This is a genomic window from Mongoliitalea lutea, assembly GCF_014652135.1.
Lineage (GTDB): Bacteria > Bacteroidota > Bacteroidia > Cytophagales > Cyclobacteriaceae > Mongoliitalea > Mongoliitalea lutea.
In genome coordinates, this window is record NZ_BMYF01000023.1 from 65,167 (window position 1) to 88,385 (window position 23,219).

Here is a 23,219-nt window from a genome sequence, read left to right on the forward strand (position 1 = left end):
CATGCTAATTCGGTCTGTCAAACTTAGAAATTTTAAGAAGCATCAGTCGTTGGATCTGGACTTTCATGAGAAACTCAACCTTATAGGTGGTCCTAATGAGGTTGGTAAAAGCACTGTTGCTGAAGCTATTCATGCGGTATTGTTTTTTAAACATGGTGGAAGCACCAAAGAACAGAAGGAATTACAGTCGATTACGAGTACTGACGGCCCCTCTGTGGAGCTTATATTTCAAATAGGAGAATGTGTTTACACACTAAAGAAAACCTATTTAAGAAATCAAGCCTGCACGCTTTCCGCTCCTGGTCAACCGACGCTTACGGGCACAGCTGCGGAAGAGGCTTTGGCAAAATTACTGGCAACGCAAGCTCCGCTGGGTTCACCTTCACAGGCCAAAGGCGAGTGGGCACATTTATGGGTTTGGCAAGGATCTGCTGGTAATAATCCCGTGTCTGCTCTCGTCAGTCAGCAAGCCAAAATGTTTGCTCAGCTCCAAGAATTGGGCGTAATGGCCGCCATGGCATCGACTAAAGATCAAAAAGTTGTAGAAACTTTTTCTAGTCGTCTAAACCAAATTTTTACGTCCACAGGAAAATCAAAAGTTGGGTCCAACCTTTCAAAAGCTGAATCTTCAAGTACTGAGGCAGAGGAAAATTACAAAAGCATTTCCCAAGAGATCTCCTCATTAGAAGATCAATTGAAAGCGTATTCAGAGAAGCAGCAGGGCTTGGTTAACGCTGAAAAAAGATTGACTGAGTTGGAGGAAGAACGTAAGTCAATCCAAAAAGAGTTAAATGAGATTCAGGTATTAGATGAGCGTGTAAAAAAGGAAAAAACACTTTTAGAAAACTATCAAACTAAAGAAAATGAACTGAAAGCAAAGATCGATGCTATCAAAGCACTAACATTAGAAATTCAGCATACAGAGATTGAGTTGAAGCCTATGATGGATTCAATTAAGGCATTGGACCAACAAATACAAGAACTTCAGACAACAATTGGGCAGGAGGAAGGCTTATTGGTGGAGTTCCGTAAGGAGGACGTTGCATTAAAAGAAGAACTAGATTTTTGTGAATTAGAGAATAGGATCTTGGCCAAAAGAAAGGAGATCCGCATGATTACGGAAAATCTGGCCAAAGTGAAGGGGATTCAGGCAAGTTTATATGCATATAGAGAAAAATTAGTGGAATTGCCTCCAATTGAACAGAAGGATTTGGATACCTGGACGACTTTGGAAAGTCACGTTCAAACTGCAGAAGGTGTATTGAATGCGATTGCTACAGAGGTAGAAATCTTGAACTCCCAGGAGCAGCTTGGCTTGAATGGGGAACAAGTACAGGGGAAAAAGTTATTAACCCAATCGGCAATCTTTCAGTTGAATGGAAAAGATTTGTTGAAAATCACGCCGGGTGGAGGGGAGAGTTTAGAAAGTGCTACGCAAAAGCATCAAGCGACCCTGGCATCCTTACAAGAGTTCAAGAACCGTTTGGGGCTTCAGAAAAAGTCACAGGCTCTTGAAATCGTCCAAAAAAGAAGGGAATTGTCCGGGCAAATAAGTAATGAGTCAGCCAAATTGGGTGCGTTAGATCGACAAGAACAGTTGCAACAAGTTAAGGTTAAATCAGAAGCGGAATTATCACAATTAGATTTACAAAAAAATACGTTAGTAGAACAATCCCCCCATTTAAATAATCTCCATGAAATTGATTTTGAAAATCATGGTAAAGAGATTCAAAAGAAAAGAAATGCTCTTCTTGTCAAGATTCAGGAAAAAAGCAGTGCAACTGATGCTTTGAAAAAAAGAGTGAATGAAGTAAAAGCAGAGCAGAATAAAATACATGAGAAGTCCCTTTCGATGACTGAAACCCTTGCCGAAAAGAAGCCAAGGCTGAACTTATTGCTGGAGCAAGGTGGTGAAGAGTTGGATGCATTTGAAACCGTTCAAGAGTCGAGGAAAGTTCAAGAATCCGTATATCAGAGAATTAAGCTGGAATTGGAAGATATGATGCCGGAACATATCAATACTTCCGACAAACAGAATCAGGTGGCATTAAAAACATTATCTGACCAATATAGGCAACTGGAATTGGATTTGGCTACTCTGAAAGGAAAGTTGAATCAGACAGGTGAAAGAAATCCCTACTTGGAACAGCAAACAGCATTTACAAGATTGGAACTTTTGAGAAATCAATTGCAAGGCCTTCGGCAAGAAGGAGAAGCGATTAAGCTGTTGAATCAATTGTTTGTCGAAGAACAGCAACAGTTGACCCAAAGCTATGCGGCTCCATTTGCTGAAAAAGTTCAGCACTATCTAAGTTTCATTTTCGGAAGAAATGTTAGCGTAAACATTCAATCCGACCAATCGGGTACTTTTAGTAAATTAGAAATTTACAGGGATCAATTCCGGGATTTGGGGACAGTTGATTTTGATAAACTCAGCGGCGGAACCAAAGAGCAGATGGCTGCTGCCGTACGATTGGCGATGGCGGAAGTGCTTGCCCCAGCCTATGGAGGGTATTTACCAATGATATTTGACGATGCCTTTGCCTATTCTGACAAGGAGCGCCTAAAAGCACTACCCGACATGCTTTTTTCAGCCGCTGAACGTGGGCTTCAAATAATTTTATTGAGTTGCACCCCACAAGAGTATGGTAATTTGGGGGCATTTGAAGTGTCATTAAATTGAATAAGGAGGTAAGGGTTGATTTTTTGTGACAACCCATGTCACAGGTACCGTCTTTTTTTGCGTTTTTTTGCAGTAGTTCTAAGCTCTTGCTACCTTTATTTTACTTCTTTGAGAGAGGGTATTCAATCCTCTATTAGCGGGCATTCGGTCGATATGTCAAGGTCCCTTCGGGGTGTTTCCATCTGTTAAGTCTTGGTTTCTTTAATTCTCTTCCATGCATATCTACCTTATCGCAGATGCTGCCTCTATGCAGCTTACCGAACGTTTGGTGGTTTACCTAAAACCTTTCTTTGCTCCCGAAGTGCAGTTTCATATCCGGCCCTACGAAGGTGAATCTAAGTCCTTCTGGACCTGGGATGCGTTATTTGCAGTAGGTCAGCAAGAAAAAAGTAGCAGTTTACTACCAATAGGGGAGCATTATTTCATCTTTTTGGTTGATGGTGCCAATGAATACAACTGGTTTGGTGCTGCCAATCCGGATGCGTCTACGATTGCCTTTTTGCAGACCTCCAATTGGGAAGACCTTGGTTACAAGGATACCTTGTATCCGATTGCATATCATTTGATGGCATTGGTGACAGCGATGAAGTTCTATGGGAACGATTTGACAGAGGATATCTTCCATGAGGTCAGCAGAGGTTGTATGTTTGACTTTACAGAGTTCAAAGAAGAAGTTCGCTATAAACTACAGGCTGCTCAAATCTGTCCGGACTGCCTGTCCAAGATGGCACTGCAGGCTTCCGATAGATTGGGGGCAATGGATTACATTCAGCGGCTTTTTTCCTTGCTTCGATCGGTCAAGGAACAGTTGTTTTCAATTGATCTACATCAGTATTTTGGAAAATTGGATTATCAGCTTGAAATTCAGGAGGATACTTCCTTGGTGTTGATGGTGGATAATCGCAGCATAGAACTCCCTATTTCCAATGGGAGAGAGAAGGCCTTGTTTATATTACTCTTGAGACACGAACAAGGGTTGAGCTACAAGGATTTTGAAAAAGATATGATATTACGGGAGTATCTAACAATTTACTTCACCTATTTTGTCCAACAAGGTTCCTATACCATGTTGCTCAATCAAGCCAAAGAGCAGATTAAAGCCAGAATCTTCCGTAAACACCTAGAGCCCTTGGTTAGTCGTATTCGGAAAAAACTGCAAGGCTGTCTTGTCGCTTATCCGGAGGTCCTTAATGCCCTATCTATTCAATACAAAGAGGGAGCTTTGGTGGTGCCTATGAAGCGCGTAAAAGTGGTGAATAGGCTGGGGAGGAGTGGGTTGGCTTCGTGAGTTGGGATACTGAGATATTGATGGATATTGGATATTAGGATATTGTTTGTGGGAGAGATTGATGGGGTAGAGAAAGGAAATATGCTTTGAAAATAAAATTGAAATAATGGTAGAGATATTGATGGATATTAGATATTAGGATATTGTTTGAGGGAGAGATTGATGGGGTAGAGAAAGGAAATAAAGTTGAAATAAGTTTCGCGAAATAAAATTGAAATAATGTGGAGAGATATTGATGGATATTGAATATTGTTGGAGGGAGACATTGTTGGGGGTGGAGAAATGAAATATGCTTTGCGAAATAAGGTGGAAATAATTGTAGAAATAGATGTTAGGATATTGCTTAAAGAACTATGATTCAGAATCTTTTCAAATTGGGTGGTGATTGGGACTATCAATGAAAGTGGATTTTTACTAATGACCAAAAAGGGCGTTAGCCCTATGTTCTTCGTAGCAAAAGCGACATTGAAGGTGTCCAGAGGGGCGTCAGCCCTGAGATCTAAAGAATGGTTCAATCTTATAGAAAAAATCGCTAGTGCTGGCAAAACCCATGTTGCGTCAGCAAAAAAACTGTGTAAATCCGTGTTCATCTAGTTCTTTATCTGTGTTAAAAATATAAAAAGGGACAGTTTTCCATGTCCCTTTATGGTTATCAATCAGTTGAGACTCGGAGGCATTAATTCTGCGGGTACCTGGTCGCCTTGCTTGCCAAGAAAGTCAAGTCGTTCCAGAAACATCTCATTATCAAACATCAAGACAATTCGAACGAGGTTCAATTTTCCCTCCTCCGATAGGCTAATTCCCTGCTGAATTTTGTACTCAATGCTGGAAGCATCTTCTTCATTTTCTGCAACCAATAGATACTCATCAATCATATCCAGCATGATCCAAGGGCCAATTGCATAAAAATTATAGCCTGCGTAAAGCAAGGTTCGTTGTTCATCCGAAGTCTTGTCAGTACCAGCCAAACTATTTTTAGCCAATTCATACTTTTCTTTCATCAAGGATTTTGCCTCTTCCCTGGATTGAATTCCATCTAGTTTTCCATCCAATAGGTCAAGGAAATTGGCAGTACCCTCTTTACGGTATTTGATTAAATAATGAATGAGGTTATTATGGGCTAGGTCTGAAGATCTAAAAGCCGAAGCCTTTACCAACTCCCAATGGTCCAACAAATGAATGATCTCATGCTCCCATAGATTCATGTCGGGAATAGCCTCTAGATTTCCCTCCAAAAAGTGAAGATATCTATTTAGTAAGCGTTGATTTACATGAAAAACATATATGCCTTTGCCTGGATTAGAATCAGCATGATTATAACCAGCAAGAGCTGAACCTGCGTCTGAAAAGTTTTGATAGTCTATAAAAATTTGAATGTTCTTGAAGAGATATCCTTCCAGAAGTGGTCCCATTCGCAACAAGGCTTTCCTAAAAATATCTTCGGTTAATTGTTCTATACGTTCATACAATTCGATATTTTCATCGCGCATGTAAGATGGTTCCCCTTCCTCAGACTCTCCTTTGACATATCCAGGAAGCCAATCGATAAATTCTTCTTCCATATGGGAATCCTCATCTAATGGATGTGGAGAAAGGTAAGCAGTAATCTGAACGTTGTTCAAGTAGTTTTCGGTAAGTTCTTGCATGGTCTTAAAGGATAGTATAGTTGCATTCGATTTTCACTTCTTGGGTATAGTTATGAGTGGTTTTCATTTGAAAGTCCTCAAAAGCTTGATTTTTCAAAGTTCCCCCATTGATGTTAACAGTGTTGGAAAGCAAAGGCTTTTTCTTATAAGGCCTGATATAGGGGACTTTAAACTCAAAGGATTCCTGTTGAAAGGAGAATCGAAGCATAAGAAAACCTGTATGTTCGAAATCGGAGATAGACACTTGGTTTATCCGAGCAGGAACAGTGCTTTTAGGAGCTTTGAATTGAAGTCTAAGTGTGGACATAGTTTTATCTGATTTGTATGGAACAAAGGTACTGGTATATAAAATACTGTTTTGGAAATTCTAAGCTTGCAAATCCCAAAAGTCAAGCGGGTAAGGAGCATAGGTGACCGTTGGGTTAGGGATAGATTGGAGCTCTTGGAAATAGATGCTTCCTTCTGACTCTAAACAGGAAGGAGTGAGGTGGATAGTTGTTTCTAGGGATATTCCTTTTGCTTCAAGCTTTTTTGAAAGGCTGCTCAACTGTTCTTTGGCTACTGCAGCTGTTACTGGAAAGAAGACATCTGATACGGGGGAAATATCTTCCCAATACCAAATCTGAGCATCTTTCAGAAGGGTATGTTTAGTTCTTTTAGAGATCACATACAAGGAGTTTTTACTCCTTTGGTCGGGTAATCCTAAGAATTGCGTATTCAAACTGTCTTTGGGGTGCAAACCTGTATGGACAAATGAACGGTTATTGAGCATCTCCGCGGTTTGATTGGTGATGAAGGCTTTGCAGTATCGGATATTCTTACGGGCATGACCATAATTTCCTACATCCCAATAGTGGTTGAAATTCATGCCTACCACCTTGTACAGTCCTGATTTATCCAACTGCTTGGTCCAGTTCTTTCCAATCATATGGTCTCCTTCAAAGCCTCTAATCCAAATCAATGGTTGAGCGTGCTTAGCAAAGAACGTGTCCAAATGCCTTTCGGGAAACTCTAGAAAACCTGTTTGAATGGTAGCCAATACTTTTGGTGCGATTTGACCGCTCTTACTCAAGGCTAAATAAGTTGCCAAACCCTCTCCATGATAGATGTACAGTTTCAAGTGCTTATTCAATGGTCGAAAAATAACCTCGTAGTACACTAACCAATTGGCTTCTTTACTGCTTTTGTAAAAAACGTTTTTATACTCTCGTAAAAAGTCCTCCGTGTCAAAAGGATGTACCGGTCTCACGTAACCATGACTTCCTAATGATGTTTCAAAGTATTGATTCCCATGGGACTTAATAACTTTTTTTTCGACCAGTTTAAAGTCATAGTGAAGAAAGAATTGCTCACCATACCAGGTTTCAATTTCTTCTTTCGAAAGGTAAAGATTGGTATAAATAAAAGTATCTGTCATGTGTCCAAAGCGAAGAAGTGGATTGATATCCTTTCCTGCCCCAATATTAAAGAAGGATTTTTCAAACTGCAGTTGTGTGATTTTTTCCATGTCTGTGGCTGTTTAATGCTGCAAAATTACTGCTGTCCTACCTGTATTTTGGAGAATTCTAAGCTTGCAAAATCAAGTAGGACCCTGTTGGTAAATTGTCTAGAGGTTATAGAAATCCAATTCTCTGATTTTATTCTTTTTCCTTCCATGTTGAACTAACTTGCGCAATGCATTGGAAAATTCCAGCCCCTGGCGGATGGCTTTAAATTCAAAGTGATTGGAATAGGGGTCTGAGGATATCACGTTTACATTAGAAATACCTACAATTCTATAGAGGAAGGGTGCATTGTGCTGAATAGCCTTGACCCGGAAGTAGTAGAGTTCTCGTCGATTGACGGTGAATACTCCTCTTCGTTCGATTACATATTCCCCATAAACCTCAAATCTCCAGAAATACACATCTAGAATTTTATAGACCATAATTAGGAAAGGAATGACCAAAGGAGACCCAATGAGTCCAAATAGGATGTACCCAAAGTTGATCCACTGAGACGGTTTTAGAATAGGTGGGTTATTCATTTTTTGCTTTCAATTGTTCACCAATACTCTTCGGAGATTTTCGAAGGTTTCTTCATTCGTATACAGTTCATGGCTTTGAAACTCATCCTGCATCCCAAACATGGTCAGGTTGCTAGTAGTGATTAGGCTGAGTTTAAATTCAGGAGTAGCTATAAGAATTTGTTTGGAATGGGAATGAAGAGGTTTATGGAATAAGAACAATTTCTCAGAACTTCCACCTACCTTGTTTAATAGGGAAGTTTCGATCTCAGGATTCCAGATTTCCATTTGAATGACTAGTTGAACTCCTTGTGGAAGATCCGAAAGAAACTCATGAATGAACTCCATATCAATTTCATAAGTGGAAATATAGATATGGGTAGCTTGTTGAAAGTCCTCATGTTTCAACAGGGGGAACAAAGGGATTAGGTCATAGGTAAGTTTCATGGAGGGTATTTTTAAAGGATGATTTGTTGTTTTTTAAGGTATTTGAAGCAAGCAACTCTATGTTTGGCGGCTACTTTTCTTGCGCGCACCTCATAGTAATTTTCAAAGTACCCCACATCTTCACTTTCTTTGTCATAGGCTTTCACATCTTTCATGTTTTTCAAATCCAGGTAATGTTGGTACTCATGGATGGTGGTGTCGATGATGTCCAGTAAGTTCTGATGACTGCCCCAGTAAACAATAATTCGTTTGCCATTGGTATAATAAACACCACTAAGCTTGGAGTGCTTGTAATACATCAACTCGACAGAAGGTGGATGATTCGAGTTGGATGCCAATCCCAAATTTTCAACGCACCAATCCACAATTTCCCGGATAAATTGTATTTTTGTAACATTAAGTGATTCAGCATCTTTAATGCTTAGTTCGTAAGCGAAAAAATCATAGATGCCAGTAGTCAACCTTTTTATGAGATAGAAGACTAGGCAGATTAGCACCAAACTTATCAACCAGGTAATGAATATTGAACCGGTTAAATCATAAATAAATTCAAGTATTTTCATGGTCTAATTTTTTCACAAAAATACCATGGCTATAAGTGTGATGTTCAAAAATGCAAGCTTAGAAAGTTGCTCTCGCAGAAACCACAGAAGCCAAGGAAATGAAGGCTGTCCACTAATGGCACGAATTACACGAAAGATAGGTTCTCACAGAAACCACGGAAGACGATGAAAGTTTTTTGAAAATTCGGTCGCATGGCTCCCCTGAGGCTGTCCACAGATTTCACAGATTGACACAGAAAGTAGGACTTTTAGAACACATTGAAATCGATGTTGAGGACCTGGCCCGATAGGGTCAGCACAATAGTAACCATGGGTTTCCAAACCCATGGATTGATGGGCAAAATCACCTCTCAACTGCCCTATAGGGGCAGTACTACTTGAGGAGGCTGTCCACTAATGGCACCAATTACACGAAAGGGAGAGTTCTCGCAGAAACCACAGAAGGCGCTGAAATTTTTTGGGAAAATTTGCTCCCATGGCTCCCCTGAGGCTGTCCACAGATTTCTCAGATTGGCACAGAAAGTAGGACTTTTAGAACACATTGAAATCGATGTTAAGGACCTGGCCCGATAGGGTCAGCACAATAGTAACCATGGGTTTCCCAACCCATGGATTGATGGGCAAAATCACCTCTCAACTGCCCTATAGGGACAGTACTACTTGGGGAGGTTGTCCACGAATGGCACGAATTACACGAAAGGGGGAGTTCTCGCAGAACCCACGGAAGACGCTGAAAATGAATATGGAAATAATGGTCGCATGGCTCCCGTAAGGATGTCCACAGATTTCTCAGATTGGCACAGAAAGTTGGGCTTTTAGAATATAATAAAATCGATATTTAGGACCTGACCCACGAGGGTCAGCACAATAGTAACCATGGGTTTCCCAACCCATGGATTGATGGACCAAGGCACCTCTCATCTGCCCTGTAGGGGCAGTACTATTTGGTGAGGTTGTCCACAGAAGGCACAGATTTCACGGAGGGGTGAATTAGAAGATTTCCTTAGTAGCTGACATTAAAGGATGGATAGATTTATAAAATTTGGTCGCAGGCTCCGGGATTGGTAAGGATTGATTTGTTGGGTTAACAGTAGATTTTTTGGGATAGTTAAATGAAATAATGTGGAAATAAGTAGAAATAATGCTTCGCGAAATAAAATTGAAATAATTGGTTTGGACTCAAAAGGGGCGTTAGCCCTGCGATCTTCGTAGTATTGATTTACGATTTCCGAGGAGAGGGGCGTTAGCCCTGAGGTCTTAATCGGAGGGGTATTTGGATAGCAATTGCAGAATGTTTTCATGTCCACAGCAGGCACAGATAGAGGGTGTTTAGAGGGAATTAGGGGAAATCTATAGAATTATCAATGATATCCGCTAGGAGTATCTACTTTTCTAGTCCTATCATTAGCGGAAGACGCAGCGGGGAGGAAGTCAGAAAACCGGGCCGGCAGTGGCCTTGTGGGCGGAAGGATTTTTCTGACTAGACTTTTTGGTTACTTTTGGGACGATGCCAAATGTAACGAACATGATTTTTAAAAGTTTGGATGGTTGTTATTTCAATTAATGATTTTAAATATCCGATTAGGGCTACTTGTAATCCTCCAGGGTAATCTTTTTAAAACTTAGGGATTATTTGGCCTGATAAGACGGTTCACCCAAGGAGATTGAAAATCTCCATTTATCTGTTTCCCGAAATTGCAAATTTCGAGAAGCAGGTATCCATACCTAACTCCAAAAGGAGTTCAATCCCGCAGGGTATTAGCCCCGAGTAGCAACTCGGGGTAGAAAAAGGACAGGCCATCCATAATTCCCGACTCCGGTAGGAGTCGAAATAGGAGGGAGTAATGGTAGTTAAAAGATCTATTGCCCAAAAACAATGGTGCACCTCACCCATCTGTGTCAATCCGTGCCAATCCCTCAAAATCTGTGTCAAAAAAATATCAACCCAATAATTCAACTCCTACCGGAGTTGGGAGAATCAAAATAAATCTATTCACATAAACCCCGAGTGGTGACTCGGGGCTAATAACCTTCGGTAGTTGACTCCTGTCGGAGTCTGATATGAGTTCTCCAATTCCAATGTTTGAGCATTTTTGATTTCCATGAAAGATGAAAGTGGTCCACAAAAGGTTATCCAGTGGTGGCAGCCACCTTTCTGTGTCAATCTGTGCCAATCCCTCACAATCTGTGTCTAAAAAACATCATCCCCAAAAATCTCTCCAAACCCCAATATCCACCAATATCCTCAAAAATTATTTCAACCTTATTTCTACTTTATTTCGCATAGCATATTTCCTCCCACTACCCACAAAAATCTATCAATACCCCAATATCCATCAATATCCACCAATATCCAGTTAAATATCTGCGCTAAATCCGTTCAATCCGCTTTATCCGCGAGAACCACCCAAACTAAATCGATCAATTCCCTGTTAATTCCAATAAATCCAAAATATACCATGAAAGCAGTTGTTTTAAACAGAAGTGTAACCAATCAATTAGAAATTAAGGAAGTAGAAAAGCCGAAGGTGGGTGTTGGGGAGGTGTTGGTGCAGGTGAAGGCTGGAGCGCTCAATCATCGGGATGAGTGGTGCAGGCAGGGATTGTATCCCAATTTGAAAGATGGGGTAATTTTAGGTTCGGATGGAGCAGGTCTAGTGGTAGCCTTGGGTGAAGGACTGGATGCTTCCTGGCTAGAGAAAGAAGTCATCATCAACCCTTCTTTGAACTGGGGCTCGGATGAACGTGTACAAGTAAAAGAATATAAAATTTTAGGGATGCCTGATAATGGCACGCTGGCAGAATATATAGGCATAAAAGCAGATAGGCTTCAAGCTAAACCAGCTCACATGTCTTGGGAAGAGGCAGCAGCTTTGCCTTTAGGTGGGTTGACTGCGTATCGTGCCTTGATGGTTCAAGGAAGGCTCCAAAAAGATGAAAAGGTATTAGTGACTGGTTTTGGAGGAGGCGTTGCTCAGTTTGCTGTACAGTTTGCCTTAGCAGCAGGTGCAGAAGTATATGTCAGCAGTAGCAGTGAAGAAAAACGTCAAAAAGCACTTGCTTTAGGAGTAAAAGCTGCCTTTGATTACACGAATGAAACTTGGGTGAAGGAAGCAGTAGGACTTTGCGGAGGTTTTGACTTGATCATTGATTCAGCTGTGGGAGATACGTTCAATAATTTGATTAAAGTAGCTAATCCAGGAGCCAGAATAGTTTTTTATGGAGCCACCAAAGGAAATCCAACAGGTTTTGATGCTCGAAAAGTATTTTGGAATCAACTACAGATCATTGGTTCTACCATGGGGTCCGACCAAGATTTTGAAGCTATGCTCGCATTTGTCAATCAGCACCAAATCAAGCCGGTAATTGACCAAGTTTTCTCCTTGGATGAAGCTGTAAAGGCTTTTGATCGAATGAAAGCGGGTAGTCAGATGGGGAAGATTGTATTGAAAAGTTAAATAAAAATAGAAGGAAAGTGACTTCATCAACACATGGTATTTGTTGCAATACAGTATCATGTGTCACTTTGATTAAAGGATTACGGGATAGTGTAGTTTTAGGTAAACATCCATAATCATTCATTTAATTTCTCCTACCCCCGCCTTGTTGATTGCGATATATTTGTCTAGTGAATTCCCTATTTACGCCACTGAGCTGAACAGCTTGCTTAGGTGTAATGACTTTTATAATGGATTCCATAAATGCTGCTTCCAAGTCGAGCATTTTCTGCTGATTGGCTAGTCTTTTTTGTATGATTTCCTTTGCTTCTACCTCCGATATATTAGCTGCAGAGATTCTATTTAACCCCACCAAAGTTTCCATGATTGCTGATCGTTGCTCGTTATATTGGTTAAATAACGGCCAAAATTTCTCTGCCTGATCTGGTTTCAATTCTAATCTGTTAGTGATAAATGCAATCCTTGCAGACTCCAGCTTTTCTCTATCGTACCCTCTTTGCTCCTGTCTTTGGGCAAAAGCATCAATGCTTATAAGGAAAAGCATTCCTATAATGAATAAATATTGGGTGATTTTCATAGCAACTTTTAATTAAAACCAAAATTCATCAAATTCATCATCTTCGTAGTCATCAAAGAAATCCCATTCACTTGCTATCAAGTCGTCTAATAGTTGGTTTGGATTATCGCTTAAATTCAAGATGTCTTCTGCTTGCCAATAATCAGAGTTAATGTAGAAGTTGATTTCGGTGGATAAATTATTGTCGAAATTATCGTATGGGATTTCGTCTTGATTCCAGAAGAATACACCTAGGAGCACCATGGCTGCACTAAGACTTGCTGCTAGCCATATCTGTCGCATTTTTTTAGTTGATGCTCTGCGTCTCTGTATGATTTTGTCAGGCAAGCTCTCAAAGTAGCCTTTTGGGGCTTGATTGAAATTGGTATATGGATGTTTTGGTAACATATTTCGACGGTTAGACTGGTAAAATTCCTTTAGGTTTATTCATTGGTTAGAATTGATTCAATTTTTTTTACCGCATGGTGATAAGATGCCTTCAAAGCCCCTATGGAAGTATCTGTAATTTTAGAAATTTCTTCATAACTCAAGTCCTCATAATACTTCAAGTTGAAGACTAAGCGTTGTTTTTCAGGGATTTTGAGGAGTGCTTTTTGGAGTTTGAGGCTGATCTCATCTTCAGTAAGTGTAAAAGATTGATCTAAATAGTTTTCCAAGACCTCCTGATAATCCTCAACAGGAAAGAAGAAACGTTTTTTTTTATTTTCTAAAAAAGTCAAGCTTTCATTGGTGGCAATTCGGAACAACCAAGTAAATAAACTGGAGTTTTGTTGGAATTTATGAATGTTTCGAAATGCTTTGATAAAGGTGTTTTGGGTGATATCATCCGCGTCTTCATGAATCAAAACCATTTTCCGCACAATGCCATACACTCTCCGTTGATAGGTTTCAATAAGCAACCGAAACCCTTTCTCCTTGGTGGATGGGTTTTGAATCAGTTCTAAAAGTTCTAAATCAGTTAAGGACAACATTCTGACGTTTGACTTTTGGAAGTTAGAAAAGTTTAATGATTGATGGGAATTAAGGTAGAAATAATTAGAAATAGATGGGTGGAGATATTGGTTGATAGTAAGATATTGTATTCATAGAGCGATTTTTATGCTTGAAAAGATGGAACTAAAGTAAGGATAATTAGAAATATGGTTGAAAGTTACACATGAGCTTTTGGAACAAAAAAAAACCTGATTGCCTGTAAAAATAAGACAATCAGGTTTGGTAAAGGATTAATAATCTTACGTTTAAATTTCCAAAATGTAATCAAGAATCCCAGCATTTTTTCCTTTAGGACGGGTTACCAGGAGCGGGAATTGGTCATTTAATTGGATCAAGCGCTCTGCCATACTTCCAATAAATAGGGCAGTAGCGGCTGTTCTGCCTTTGGCACCTATTACGATAGAATCTGCGTTGATTTCTTTGGCTTTGGCCAAAATGTCTTCTACCGGGTCATCATCCTCATCTTGGGTATAAACCGGCTGAATTTCTATTCCTTTGGTGTCTATCTTGCGGATAAACTTTTTGAAGTTGATTTCCGCATGCATTTGCATGATAGAAGTAAATTCATCGTAGCTCTTGCCTGTAAAATGATAACCCGATGGAATGGTAAATACGTTTTGGCAAACAATTTCAGCCTGACCACCATATTTCTCGACGATAAGAATGGCTTCTTCCATAGCATCTTTAGAGTAGTCAGAAAAATCACTTGGTACCAGCAAGCGTTCCATTTTAGGAGATGAACCTTCCGGTACAATTAATAAAGAACAGGAAGCTCTTCGTGCAAGTCGTTGGGAAATGACCCCAGTGCCAGGAAGATTGACCTTTCTCCCAACAATAATCATATCTGCAGATTTCTCGTGGGCAAGTTTGAGGATTTTTTTGGAAAGCTGTCCTTCTTTCACTACAAAAGAGAACTCTATACCTTCATGGTCGCCAAAGAATTTATCTACCACCTCTTTCATGTGGGTCTTCTTTTCCTCCACCATGTTATCGATCAGGTTGGGGAATTCTTCCAGTACTTCTTTCGGGATATGCAGGTTCCGAATGACATTAGTGAAGTAGATTTTTTTGGTCTGATTGGCTTTCGAAATAAAGGAAGCAAAGCGTACCAAGGTTTCATCCAAGGTGCTATTGTCCAAGCAAACGATTAGCTTTTTGATTTGGTACATGGCTTACAACGATATGACCATGCAAAAATATTGAATTAATTGAGGACTTAGGATAGAAGGGCAAATAATATTTTGTTTTTGGGAGTTAAAATCTGAATTATCAAACGAAATATACTGCTTAAAAAACTAACAATAAAAAAAGTCACCTAAATACTTGTTTCTTTCTTTCTTTCTTTCTTTCTTTCTTTCTTGTGGCAATAAAATTAATGGCCGTTAATTTTTTCATAAATCAATAACCAAAACAAAATTTTATTATGATTAAGAAAGTATTATTCGTGGCATGCTTTGCTCTTATTGGGGCAACATTTACTTATGCGAGTCAAATTGTTGAAGAACCATCTTGTGTCCCTGTAACCACATCTTGTCAAATTCAGACAATAGTTTGTGGTGATGATATTTGGGAAATTATCGAAGGAGCGATTGAAGCGGATGAAGTAATTTGTCCTTAGAATTTGCATTAAGGGGTAATTTAATTACCCCTTATTTTCAAAAGTTTAAACAATAAGTTATGAATGCTATATTTATTTTATTCTGCCTTTTTTTTAAAATGGAATTTCAGCAAGATGAAAAGCTATCATCTCACGTGATTTATTATGAAGTAGATTTCATTTCAGATTCTACCGCTTTAAATGTGGTTTCTACAGATTTGATGGTTTTATATGTAGGAAAAAAATATTCTAAGTTTCGAAATTACTTTCAAGAACAGAGAGACTCTATACTAGAAGTTTCAAAACAAAACCCAAATCCTAATCCTACATTGATTTTAGGTCAAGTAAATCAAATTCAAAAACCAAAAATGAAATATACTATTGTTAAAGATTGGGAATCAAAATCTTATAAGTATTATGATAGGATTATTCCTGACAATTTTTTCTTTGAGGGGAAATTAAGTGAAGAAAGTTGGGATATATTGAATGAATACGACGATTATGAAGGGTTTAAGGTTCAAAAGGCAATGACTACCTATGCTGGAAGAACTTTTGTTGCGTGGTTTTCAGTTGATATACCTATAAATGATGGGCCTTACGTTTTTGGGAATTTACCAGGACTGATTGTAAAGATCAGCGATACCAAAAATCACTATAACTTTAAAATGGTCGGTATTTCTAAAATGAATAAAAGTTTAGAACATACCGTGAGTCCAAGTCCAATAAAAGTTACCAAGCGGAAATTCTTTCAATTAGAATACGAATACAATGCTAATGTCCTCGAAAGGTTAGCAAGTGGAGGGATTACTGTAGTTGATCCAAATCAAGCAAAAGAAGTTCAAAAAAGATTTGAAAGGAAAAATAATCCATTGGAGTTAGAAGTATTTCACTAGTAGGTATTTATGAGTAATAGATTTTTAAAGTCACTTTTAGTGATTCCTGCTCTGGATAAAAGACTGTTTTACCACTATACTTTTTTTATCACTTTTTTATTCTTGGTGCTCTTATTGTCAAAGGTAAACGCACAGACGAGTCTTTCTGGAACGGTTAAGAAAAGCAGTGATGGCAAAGGAGTTTTTGGTGTCAATGTGTTGGTCAAAAATCCTCTGAACCAAACCACACTTTCATTTGGGGTCACCGATGATACAGGTTTTTTTAGCGTACAATTGCAGTCAGAGCAGGATAGTTTGGTAGTGTTGTTCCGATCACTTACTACCCAAGATTATCAAATAACAATTTTTAACAAGAGCCAAAAACTGGAAGTGGAGCTGCAAGAAGCTTTTCAAGAGATTCCAGAGTTTACTATTAAGTCCATCAAGAACCCTATATCTTTTAAGAATGACACCTTAAGTTATTCTGTTGAAAGCTTTATGAATCAAAATGATCGAGTCATTGCTGATATCCTAAGAAAACTTCCTGGTATAGAAGTACTGGAAAATGGAAGAATATTGTACGAGGGCAAAGGAATTCAAAAATTTTATATTGATGGCATGGATTTGCTTGAAGGGAAATATAATCTTGCGAGCAATAATCTTCCTGCAGATGCTGTGGAATCCATTCAAGTTTTAGAAAATCATCAACCCTTGAGGGTGTTAGATAGTCTTGTTTTTTCGGATAGAGCCTCTCTCAATCTAAAGCTTAAACGAAAAAACGTATGGGTTGGCACGGGTAACTTAGGAATGGGGGCTGCGCCAATAATGTATGAAGGTAAATTAAGCCCTATGACTTTTCGGGAAAATTTGCAGATGTTATTCAGCGCACAGTCGAATACCTCTGGAAAAGATATAGGAAAAGAGCTAACAGTCTTAACGTTGGAGGACCTTCAAGAAAATATAACTAAGCAATCAGATTTTAAGCCTTGGTTTGGGTTGATTCCTATGTGGGTTCCATCTATCAATCATGAGCGTTTTTTGTTTAACCAAAGCAATCTATTTTCTGTCAACATATTAAATAGGAATAAAGAAGGTGCTGATTTTAGAGCTAATATTTCTTTTTTTCATGATAATAATAGACAACAAGGGGGGATCAATACGAGCTATTTTCTGCCAAATGATACGCTTAAAATCAACGAGTTACATCAAAACAGGTTTTTCACAAGAGCTTTAGACGCTGATATTTCATGGATAAAAAATGAGAAAAAGTCCTATCTCAAAAATAGTCTTAACATTAATGTGTTAAATAACAGTGAGTTAGGGGCCAGTTTTTTGAATGCTACAGATTGGAATCAAATAGTTGATTTACCATTAGCATCCATCAGTAATAGCTTTCATACCTTGAGGCCAATCGGTAAACAATTGGTAAATATTAAGTCCGATGTAAGTTTCAAACAAACAAACCAAAATTTTGAAGTTAGTCCAGGGAGTTTTAGGGAGCAATTAAATGATAACTTGCCCTATGAACGATTAAATCAAGGGCTGGATTACCAATCTTTTTTTGCCAATCAATCCTTGGGGATAACCAAAGGACTTAGAAAAAGCTGGTCCTTCGCTGGTGATTTAGGATTTTTATTTGAAAGGAATATGATGCAGAGTGATTTGAATACCATGGTTGATACTCCGGAGCAATTGGTGCCGGATGTATTTAGAAATGACCTTTCATTTAGGCAGTTGAAGACTTATGTAAACTCTCAGTTTAATTTAAAACAGGATAACTTTAACTTGCAATTTAAACTTCCCTTAAGTTATTTGGATATCCATGTAAATGATGAACTTCTGGCTCAACAAAGTAAATTTTCTAGGATATTGATTGAACCTCAGTTGTTTATGAGATTTTTTTTGTCAGGTAAATGGAATACCACCGCTAGGATTTCGAGGACAAATGATTTCAAAGGGATCCATGATATTCATTATGGATTTATTCTACGGAATTTCAGGACTTTTCAGCAACGGGCAACGTTGGTTCCAGAAGTTTTAAGTCATAAATTGAGTTACGCCATTAATTATCGCGATCCTATCAATTCAATTTTTTCTAGTCTTACGTATAATTTTTCACACCATGAAATGAATACTATCATGGACAGTGAAGTAGCCCCTTCTGGTGAGGTCTTTTATCAAAGTTTGGACAGAAAAAATATAGCTACGAATCATTTATTAAATGTACGAGTAAGCAAATACTTTCCTCTTTTTAAAACCAATCTTACTTGGAATGGAAACGTTCAACATCGTGAAAATGAACAAATCATTAATAGAGAATTAGCTGATATCCGTTACAACTTACTGGGTACTGGTCTTGAATTGCAAGTAAGACCAATCAAAATTGCTAATTTTTCAAATAAGACCAGCGTAAACCTGATCAACTCTGAAATTGGAGAAAGGAACACAGGTAGGATACAGCAATTGACTAATTTATCTTCTTTGGATGTATTCATTACCGAAAGCCAAACCATTTCATTGAAATGGGAGCACTATGATAACCGATTGTCTAATTCAAGAGACGTAACTGGATTTCTTGACATGAGCTATCGGTTCAAATTGGAAAATAAAAAGTGGGACATATCTTTACAAGGACAGAACTTGCTGAATAGTACAAATTTTGAGACCTTCACAGCTGATTCGTTTTTTATCCGTCAACAAAATTTTCTTTTGAGACCAAGGCAAGTTCTGTTATTTGTAAATTTTAGTTTTTAAGAATTCAAGAGAAGTTCGGTTTTCTAAATAAAATGGATTTTGAACATTACTTTTTCCATGACAACTACTCTTCGATAATATCCGTATATTTGCCAAAGGGATTCAGGTCGCTGACATGTTCCGACTTCACAATTTAATTACAATACCGAGTGAAGCCCTTTCCAAAACCAGGCCTCATCTCTCCCGATAGCTATCGGGAGGACCTCGTATCTTCTGATGCAGGATAACAGTGGAAGGTTGCGGATCTAAGGCAGCTCAAAGCTTGTCTATACGGAGGTTTGGTAACACTCTAAGGCTTGAATCCTTTTATTTTTTCTTTAATAGTCGCTTGCATGGTGGGTGCAATTTTCCAAAAGTATGCGCCTAATCCGTAAATGACTGTAATAATGCTTGACCGGAGAACCAAATTCATCCAACCTGCATGATATCCGTCAAAAATGTAATTCTGTACTCCAAATACGAAAGCTCCCAATATCATAATTTTAAGCAAATCCCAACTCCAAGGATGCATCCGAAGTTTCCATGCGATAAAGCCGTATTTGACCATATTAAAGAGTAATAAAGCCAAAAAAGAAGCTATAGCGGCACCCTCAATTCCGTACATTGGAATCAGCCAAAAGTTAAAGGCAATAACTGCAATTGCCATCACCACCGTAGCCACAATATTGAAAAGGTAATATTTCGAAAATAGGATGATCTCTGAATTGATGGAAAAGAGTACATCCAGTAGTTTAGCTCCTCCAATAATCAAGACAATCCACTTTCCTGCTTCGTAGACTTCTTTGTTGGGGACAAAGGCGTAGATATTCTCAATATTGGCCCAGATGCCAATGAAAATCAATAAACAAATAAACGCTTGTGACACCCCTAAGTCCTTATATAATTTCGATATTTTCCCATGTTCCTGAGCACTGAAATATTCTGAAACCAAGGGCATAGCAATTTGTGAAACAGCTCTACGAGGCATCTCAATCACTATGGCAATGGAAAACCCTATGGTATAGATGGCATTTGCTTCCAATCCGATCATGGAACTCACCATCAGACTATCTACTTTCATAATCAACAAAGCTCCGGTAGTGGCTAAGAGGCTGATAAAACTGTACCGCAGAAATTCTTTTTTGAAGGTTGGAGGGAGTTCTCCAAATTCAAACTCCAACCCAAAAATTTTTCTAACCTGCATGTAAGCAAAGGTTCCTACCATCGTGATTCCATACGCAAAGCCCATTCCCCACATCAGTTGGTCAAATGTAATCCATTCCATCAGATAGAGTAAAAACGTAATCCCTAGAAGTAATCGGATCAATACCTCCCGAAAGAAGGTAGGCATGGCGATTTTATAATAAGAGCGACAAAAAGCATCGGCAATGGAATTGAGTACCGCAAAAAGCGTGATGACCAGTACGACTGGGAGGAAACCCAAAATCTCAGCCGAATTACTTGAAAAAGCTTTAATAATGGAGTCATTCAACAAGAAAAAAATCAAACTTACCGTAAGAAAGCCTGCTAAGGTTAAAAATAGGGAATAGGTCAAAAACGAAAAATGATGCTTATGAAGCCTTGGGAAAAATTTGGTAATCCCATTTCCCAAACCAACTTGTGCGAAAGGCACTAGCAGTAAAGCCATGTCCTGCACTGTCCGAAAAGTACCAATTTGCTCGGGTGACATGGCGTAAGGCATCAACCAAAGTAAATTGAAATACCCAATAGCAACTCCAACATAAGAGAAGGCGGTGGTGAGGATACTTTGGGAAGCCTTTGCATTCATTTGGGCAAAAATAAGGATATAGTCTGGATTCTTAAGGTGATTAAAAATAGTTTATTTACATTGGTTAAAACATATCGCTTGCTTCTGTTTTTGAAAGAAAGTCATTTTAAATGTTCCCTAGTACTATTTCGGTAATAGATTAACGCCAATAAACTATTTTCAATTCTTAGTAAAGAATTGTCTTAATTTTGGCTAACTCCGAGCGTAAAACAGATTAGGGATGATAGATTACAGATTTAAGGTTTTTCTAGAAGTTGCAGCGAAAAAAAGTTTTTCGAAAGCAGCACAAGAATTATTTGTTTCTCAGCCTTCGGTAAGTAAGCAAATTAAGTTACTTGAAGCAGAACTCGGTGTTGCTTTGTTTGAAAGGAAAGGCAATCACATTTCCCTTACAGAATTGGGAGAAAAACTTTATTCTTTATTACAAAGCGCAAAGCTTATTCAATCTGAAATTGATTCTGTTTTTACAGAGAAAAAAGACAACTTAGCTATTAGTGGCGAGCTTAAAATAGGATCAAGTACTACGGTTTCACTTTATGTATTCCCCTCAATTATGGCTGAATTTCATAAAGTTTTCCCAAATGCAACGATTTTACTTATTAACAGAAACAGTGATAATATACTTAAGGCACTTCAAAATTATGAAATAGACTTGGCCTGTGTTGAGATCCCAAAAGGCCTTAACTCTGTAAGTGTTTCCTATTTTTTTGAAGATGAGATCATTGCGGTATGTTCTAGAAACAGCCCCTATAGAAATGAGGTACTCAGGAAAGAGACTATTGGAGATATCCCGCTTGCTCTTCGGGAAAATGGTTCTGGGACTTTAGCGGCATTGATTGAAGGTTTGAAATCATGGGATATTAAGTTAGGTGATTTAAAAATCAGGGCGCGTTTAGGTGGAACTGAAGCTTTGAAGAATTATTTGATAAAAGGTGAGTATGTAGGATTTTTATCCAGAATGGCAGTGCAAGATGAGATAGAGAATGGAGAATTAGTTGAAATAAAAACCTTTGGTTTAGAGGTGTTTAGGAGCTTTTATTTTGTGAACAGAAAAGGTGAAGAAGCTGTTGGTCTTACAAAAAATTTCATTAAAATGGCAAAAAAAAGGTATTCCATTTAGTTATGAGGTATAATACTTTGATATTTTGAAGTTATGTTCATTGAATAGAATTTTGAGGTATGAAAACAACGATTAAAAACATCTCTTACCTCAAAAGTCTTGAATGCACTGCATGTGGAAAATACTTTGACCCGTTCTCAATTCAGACGTTTTCAACATGTTGCAATAAGCCGCTAAATGCAACATACGATGTTACTGACGGTCTCGAGAAAGAAGTTCTTTTGAAAAGACCTTCAACCTTATGGAGGTACAGGGAAATGCTACCTCTTTTGGATACAGACAACTGTGTGTCTTTAGGAGAAGGAATGACTCCCATGGTCAGTTTAAATAATTTAGGTGCTCAATATGGTTTCGAAAACCTGTTAATGAAAGATGAAAGTCTCAATCCGACAGGTTCATTCAAGGCTAGAGGGTTAAGTATGGCTGTATCAAAGGCAAAAGAACTTGGAATAAAATCCTGTATCATTCCGACAGCCGGTAATGCAGGAGGAGCCATGAGTGCTTACTGTGCTAAAGCAGGAATGCAAGCCACTGTTATAATGCCTAAAAATACGCCTAAATTATTCAAAGAGGAGTGTGAGTTATATGGAGCGAATTTGATTTTACTGGATGGACTGATAGATGAATGTGGGAATCTCGCAAGTGAATTGGCTGCTCGAGGAGATCTTTTTAACATGGCAACATTGAAAGAACCGTATCGACTGGAAGGTAAAAAAACCATGGGATATGAAATAGCTGAACAATATCAGTGGGATCTTCCTGATGTAATTATCTATCCAACAGGAGGAGGCACAGGTTTGTTAGGTATTTGGAAAGCATTTCTAGAAATGAAATCTCTAAAGTGGCTTTCAAATGATAGTAAGCTTCCAAAAATGATTGTGGTACAATCCGATCTTTGTTCACCTGTCTGTGATGCTTTTGAAAATTCAAATAATCATCGAGGTTTTAAAATGTCTATTGCAAATGGGTTATCCGTTCCCAAAGCTTTTGGTTTAGATATGATAATCCAAGTATTGAAGAGCTCTCAAGGTAGAACTATCAGAATTTCAGATTTGGAAATTTTAGATGGGGTGAGAGAAATTGGGAAAAATGAAGGGATTGTAATATCACCAGAAGGTGCAGCTGTTTGGGAGGCTTTGAAAAAACTCAAGAAGCAAAAATTTATTAATCCAACTGATAAAATTCTATTGATAAATACGGGTAGTGGATTTAAGTACATGGAAAACTATTAAAGTTTTTGATTTTATTGGTATTTTGTATGTTTAGTTTATATCCTTAAATGATTATTTAAAAATTATGATTTAAAATTTGTTTAATTTTAAAGTGCTAATAAATAATATTTTAATTCACTAGTGTCCGAGAAACGATTTTAAAATAAGGGTAGATTCAATTGCTTAAACCTACCCTATTTTGTGTACTTTGTGTTTACGACAACATAAATTACACAT

General features: G+C 38.3%; 20 protein-coding genes. 9 read left to right on the forward strand and 11 right to left on the reverse strand.

Annotated elements, in window-relative coordinates; translation table 11 throughout:
- Nucleotide 1: 1 nt before the first annotated feature.
- Both IE080_RS16435 and IE080_RS16440 read left to right on the forward strand, forming a co-directional pair.
- Nucleotides 2-2,683: an AAA family ATPase gene (locus IE080_RS16435; RefSeq protein WP_189585185.1), complete on the forward strand. Its 2,682-nt coding sequence runs from the start codon at nt 2-4 to the stop codon at nt 2,681-2,683.
- Between the two features lie 214 nt (nt 2,684-2,897).
- Entirely contained in the window at nt 2,898-3,971 is a 1,074-nt protein-coding gene (locus tag IE080_RS16440) for a hypothetical protein (RefSeq protein WP_189585188.1), read from the forward strand.
- Between the two features lie 656 nt (nt 3,972-4,627).
- On the opposite strand, the gene IE080_RS16445 is transcribed toward IE080_RS16440, so the two are convergent.
- The 6 genes from IE080_RS16445 to IE080_RS16470 all read right to left on the reverse strand — a co-directional run bounded on the left by IE080_RS16445 (nt 4,628) and on the right by IE080_RS16470 (nt 8,632).
- On the reverse strand, nt 4,628-5,617 hold the full coding sequence (locus IE080_RS16445; protein ID WP_189585191.1) for a hypothetical protein: 990 nt from the start codon (nt 5,615-5,617) through the stop codon (nt 4,628-4,630).
- 4 nt (nt 5,618-5,621) lie between these two features.
- Nucleotides 5,622-5,924: a hypothetical protein gene (locus tag IE080_RS16450; RefSeq protein ID WP_189585194.1), complete on the reverse strand. Its 303-nt coding sequence runs from the start codon at nt 5,922-5,924 to the stop codon at nt 5,622-5,624.
- A 60-nt stretch (nt 5,925-5,984) separates the two neighbouring features.
- The gene (locus IE080_RS16455) at nt 5,985-7,124 is read right to left on the reverse strand and encodes a hypothetical protein (RefSeq protein WP_189585197.1); all 1,140 of its coding nucleotides are present in this window, start codon (nt 7,122-7,124) and stop codon (nt 5,985-5,987) included.
- 99 nt (nt 7,125-7,223) lie between these two features.
- Nucleotides 7,224-7,643 (reverse strand): PH domain-containing protein, encoded by a 420-nt coding sequence (locus tag IE080_RS16460; protein ID WP_189585200.1) that lies wholly within the window; start codon nt 7,641-7,643, stop codon nt 7,224-7,226.
- A gap of 9 nt (nt 7,644-7,652) precedes the next feature.
- Complete coding sequence (locus IE080_RS16465) at nt 7,653-8,069, reverse strand: hypothetical protein (protein WP_189585203.1); 417 nt, start codon at nt 8,067-8,069, stop codon at nt 7,653-7,655.
- An 11-nt stretch (nt 8,070-8,080) separates the two neighbouring features.
- Entirely contained in the window at nt 8,081-8,632 is a 552-nt protein-coding gene (locus IE080_RS16470) for a hypothetical protein (protein WP_189585207.1), read from the reverse strand.
- Between the two features lie 550 nt (nt 8,633-9,182).
- On the opposite strand from IE080_RS16470, the gene IE080_RS16475 reads away from it, so the two are divergent.
- Entirely contained in the window at nt 9,183-9,404 is a 222-nt protein-coding gene (locus IE080_RS16475) for a hypothetical protein (protein WP_189585210.1), read from the forward strand.
- A 1,687-nt stretch (nt 9,405-11,091) separates the two neighbouring features.
- Entirely contained in the window at nt 11,092-12,090 is a 999-nt protein-coding gene (locus IE080_RS16480) for a zinc-binding dehydrogenase (protein WP_189585213.1), read from the forward strand.
- A gap of 124 nt (nt 12,091-12,214) precedes the next feature.
- On the opposite strand, the gene IE080_RS16485 is transcribed toward IE080_RS16480, so the two are convergent.
- The 4 genes from IE080_RS16485 to IE080_RS16500 form a co-directional block, all read right to left on the reverse strand.
- Nucleotides 12,215-12,667, reverse strand: coding sequence for a Spy/CpxP family protein refolding chaperone (locus IE080_RS16485; protein WP_189585216.1), 453 nt, complete (start codon nt 12,665-12,667; stop codon nt 12,215-12,217).
- A gap of 12 nt (nt 12,668-12,679) precedes the next feature.
- Nucleotides 12,680-13,054: a hypothetical protein gene (locus IE080_RS16490; protein ID WP_189585219.1), complete on the reverse strand. Its 375-nt coding sequence runs from the start codon at nt 13,052-13,054 to the stop codon at nt 12,680-12,682.
- Between the two features lie 35 nt (nt 13,055-13,089).
- Nucleotides 13,090-13,638 carry an RNA polymerase sigma factor gene (locus IE080_RS16495; RefSeq protein ID WP_189585222.1) on the reverse strand — a complete coding sequence of 183 codons (549 nt, stop codon included), beginning with the start codon at nt 13,636-13,638 and terminating at the stop codon, nt 13,090-13,092.
- A gap of 267 nt (nt 13,639-13,905) precedes the next feature.
- Entirely contained in the window at nt 13,906-14,829 is a 924-nt protein-coding gene (locus IE080_RS16500) for a universal stress protein (protein WP_189585225.1), read from the reverse strand.
- A 254-nt stretch (nt 14,830-15,083) separates the two neighbouring features.
- Between IE080_RS16500 and IE080_RS16505 the strand changes: the two genes are divergently transcribed.
- From IE080_RS16505 to IE080_RS16515, 3 genes are read left to right on the forward strand one after another with little or no spacing between them, the layout of a single operon-like run.
- Nucleotides 15,084-15,278 (forward strand): hypothetical protein, encoded by a 195-nt coding sequence (locus IE080_RS16505; protein WP_189585228.1) that lies wholly within the window; start codon nt 15,084-15,086, stop codon nt 15,276-15,278.
- Nucleotides 15,279-15,337: 59 nt separating this feature from the next.
- A complete protein-coding gene (locus tag IE080_RS16510; RefSeq protein WP_189585231.1) occupies nt 15,338-16,150 on the forward strand; it encodes a GLPGLI family protein in 813 nt (270 codons plus the stop codon).
- A gap of 9 nt (nt 16,151-16,159) precedes the next feature.
- Nucleotides 16,160-18,883, forward strand: a complete 2,724-nt coding sequence (locus IE080_RS16515; RefSeq protein ID WP_189585234.1) for a peptidase associated/transthyretin-like domain-containing protein — start codon at nt 16,160-16,162, stop codon at nt 18,881-18,883.
- 289 nt (nt 18,884-19,172) lie between these two features.
- Here IE080_RS16515 and IE080_RS16520 read toward each other — a convergent pair whose 3' ends face one another.
- Nucleotides 19,173-20,651, reverse strand: coding sequence for a lipopolysaccharide biosynthesis protein (locus IE080_RS16520; protein ID WP_189585237.1), 1,479 nt, complete (start codon nt 20,649-20,651; stop codon nt 19,173-19,175).
- A 220-nt stretch (nt 20,652-20,871) separates the two neighbouring features.
- Between IE080_RS16520 and IE080_RS16525 the strand changes: the two genes are divergently transcribed.
- On the forward strand, nt 20,872-21,771 hold the full coding sequence (locus IE080_RS16525; RefSeq protein WP_189585240.1) for a LysR substrate-binding domain-containing protein: 900 nt from the start codon (nt 20,872-20,874) through the stop codon (nt 21,769-21,771).
- Between the two features lie 59 nt (nt 21,772-21,830).
- On the forward strand, nt 21,831-23,003 hold the full coding sequence (locus tag IE080_RS16530; protein ID WP_189585243.1) for a threonine synthase: 1,173 nt from the start codon (nt 21,831-21,833) through the stop codon (nt 23,001-23,003).
- The last annotated feature ends 216 nt before the right edge of the window (nt 23,004-23,219 follow it).

What these genes read in the sequence shown, in the direction of transcription:
- IE080_RS16435 (WP_189585185.1), top strand. Translation starts at nt 2, where the DNA reads ATGCTAATTCGGTCTGTCAAACTTAGAAATTTTAAGAAGCATCAGTCG.
- IE080_RS16440 (WP_189585188.1), top strand. Translation starts at nt 2,898, where the DNA reads ATGCATATCTACCTTATCGCAGATGCTGCCTCTATGCAGCTTACCGAA.
- IE080_RS16445 (WP_189585191.1), bottom strand. Translation starts at nt 5,617, where the DNA reads ATGCAAGAACTTACCGAAAACTACTTGAACAACGTTCAGATTACTGCT.
- IE080_RS16450 (WP_189585194.1), bottom strand. Translation starts at nt 5,924, where the DNA reads ATGTCCACACTTAGACTTCAATTCAAAGCTCCTAAAAGCACTGTTCCT.
- IE080_RS16455 (WP_189585197.1), bottom strand. Translation starts at nt 7,124, where the DNA reads ATGGAAAAAATCACACAACTGCAGTTTGAAAAATCCTTCTTTAATATT.
- IE080_RS16460 (WP_189585200.1), bottom strand. Translation starts at nt 7,643, where the DNA reads ATGAATAACCCACCTATTCTAAAACCGTCTCAGTGGATCAACTTTGGG.
- IE080_RS16465 (WP_189585203.1), bottom strand. Translation starts at nt 8,069, where the DNA reads ATGAAACTTACCTATGACCTAATCCCTTTGTTCCCCCTGTTGAAACAT.
- IE080_RS16470 (WP_189585207.1), bottom strand. Translation starts at nt 8,632, where the DNA reads ATGAAAATACTTGAATTTATTTATGATTTAACCGGTTCAATATTCATT.
- IE080_RS16475 (WP_189585210.1), top strand. Translation starts at nt 9,183, where the DNA reads ATGTTAAGGACCTGGCCCGATAGGGTCAGCACAATAGTAACCATGGGT.
- IE080_RS16480 (WP_189585213.1), top strand. Translation starts at nt 11,092, where the DNA reads ATGAAAGCAGTTGTTTTAAACAGAAGTGTAACCAATCAATTAGAAATT.
- IE080_RS16485 (WP_189585216.1), bottom strand. Translation starts at nt 12,667, where the DNA reads ATGAAAATCACCCAATATTTATTCATTATAGGAATGCTTTTCCTTATA.
- IE080_RS16490 (WP_189585219.1), bottom strand. Translation starts at nt 13,054, where the DNA reads ATGTTACCAAAACATCCATATACCAATTTCAATCAAGCCCCAAAAGGC.
- IE080_RS16495 (WP_189585222.1), bottom strand. Translation starts at nt 13,638, where the DNA reads ATGTTGTCCTTAACTGATTTAGAACTTTTAGAACTGATTCAAAACCCA.
- IE080_RS16500 (WP_189585225.1), bottom strand. Translation starts at nt 14,829, where the DNA reads ATGTACCAAATCAAAAAGCTAATCGTTTGCTTGGACAATAGCACCTTG.
- IE080_RS16505 (WP_189585228.1), top strand. Translation starts at nt 15,084, where the DNA reads ATGATTAAGAAAGTATTATTCGTGGCATGCTTTGCTCTTATTGGGGCA.
- IE080_RS16510 (WP_189585231.1), top strand. Translation starts at nt 15,338, where the DNA reads ATGAATGCTATATTTATTTTATTCTGCCTTTTTTTTAAAATGGAATTT.
- IE080_RS16515 (WP_189585234.1), top strand. Translation starts at nt 16,160, where the DNA reads ATGAGTAATAGATTTTTAAAGTCACTTTTAGTGATTCCTGCTCTGGAT.
- IE080_RS16520 (WP_189585237.1), bottom strand. Translation starts at nt 20,651, where the DNA reads ATGAATGCAAAGGCTTCCCAAAGTATCCTCACCACCGCCTTCTCTTAT.
- IE080_RS16525 (WP_189585240.1), top strand. Translation starts at nt 20,872, where the DNA reads ATGATAGATTACAGATTTAAGGTTTTTCTAGAAGTTGCAGCGAAAAAA.
- IE080_RS16530 (WP_189585243.1), top strand. Translation starts at nt 21,831, where the DNA reads ATGAAAACAACGATTAAAAACATCTCTTACCTCAAAAGTCTTGAATGC.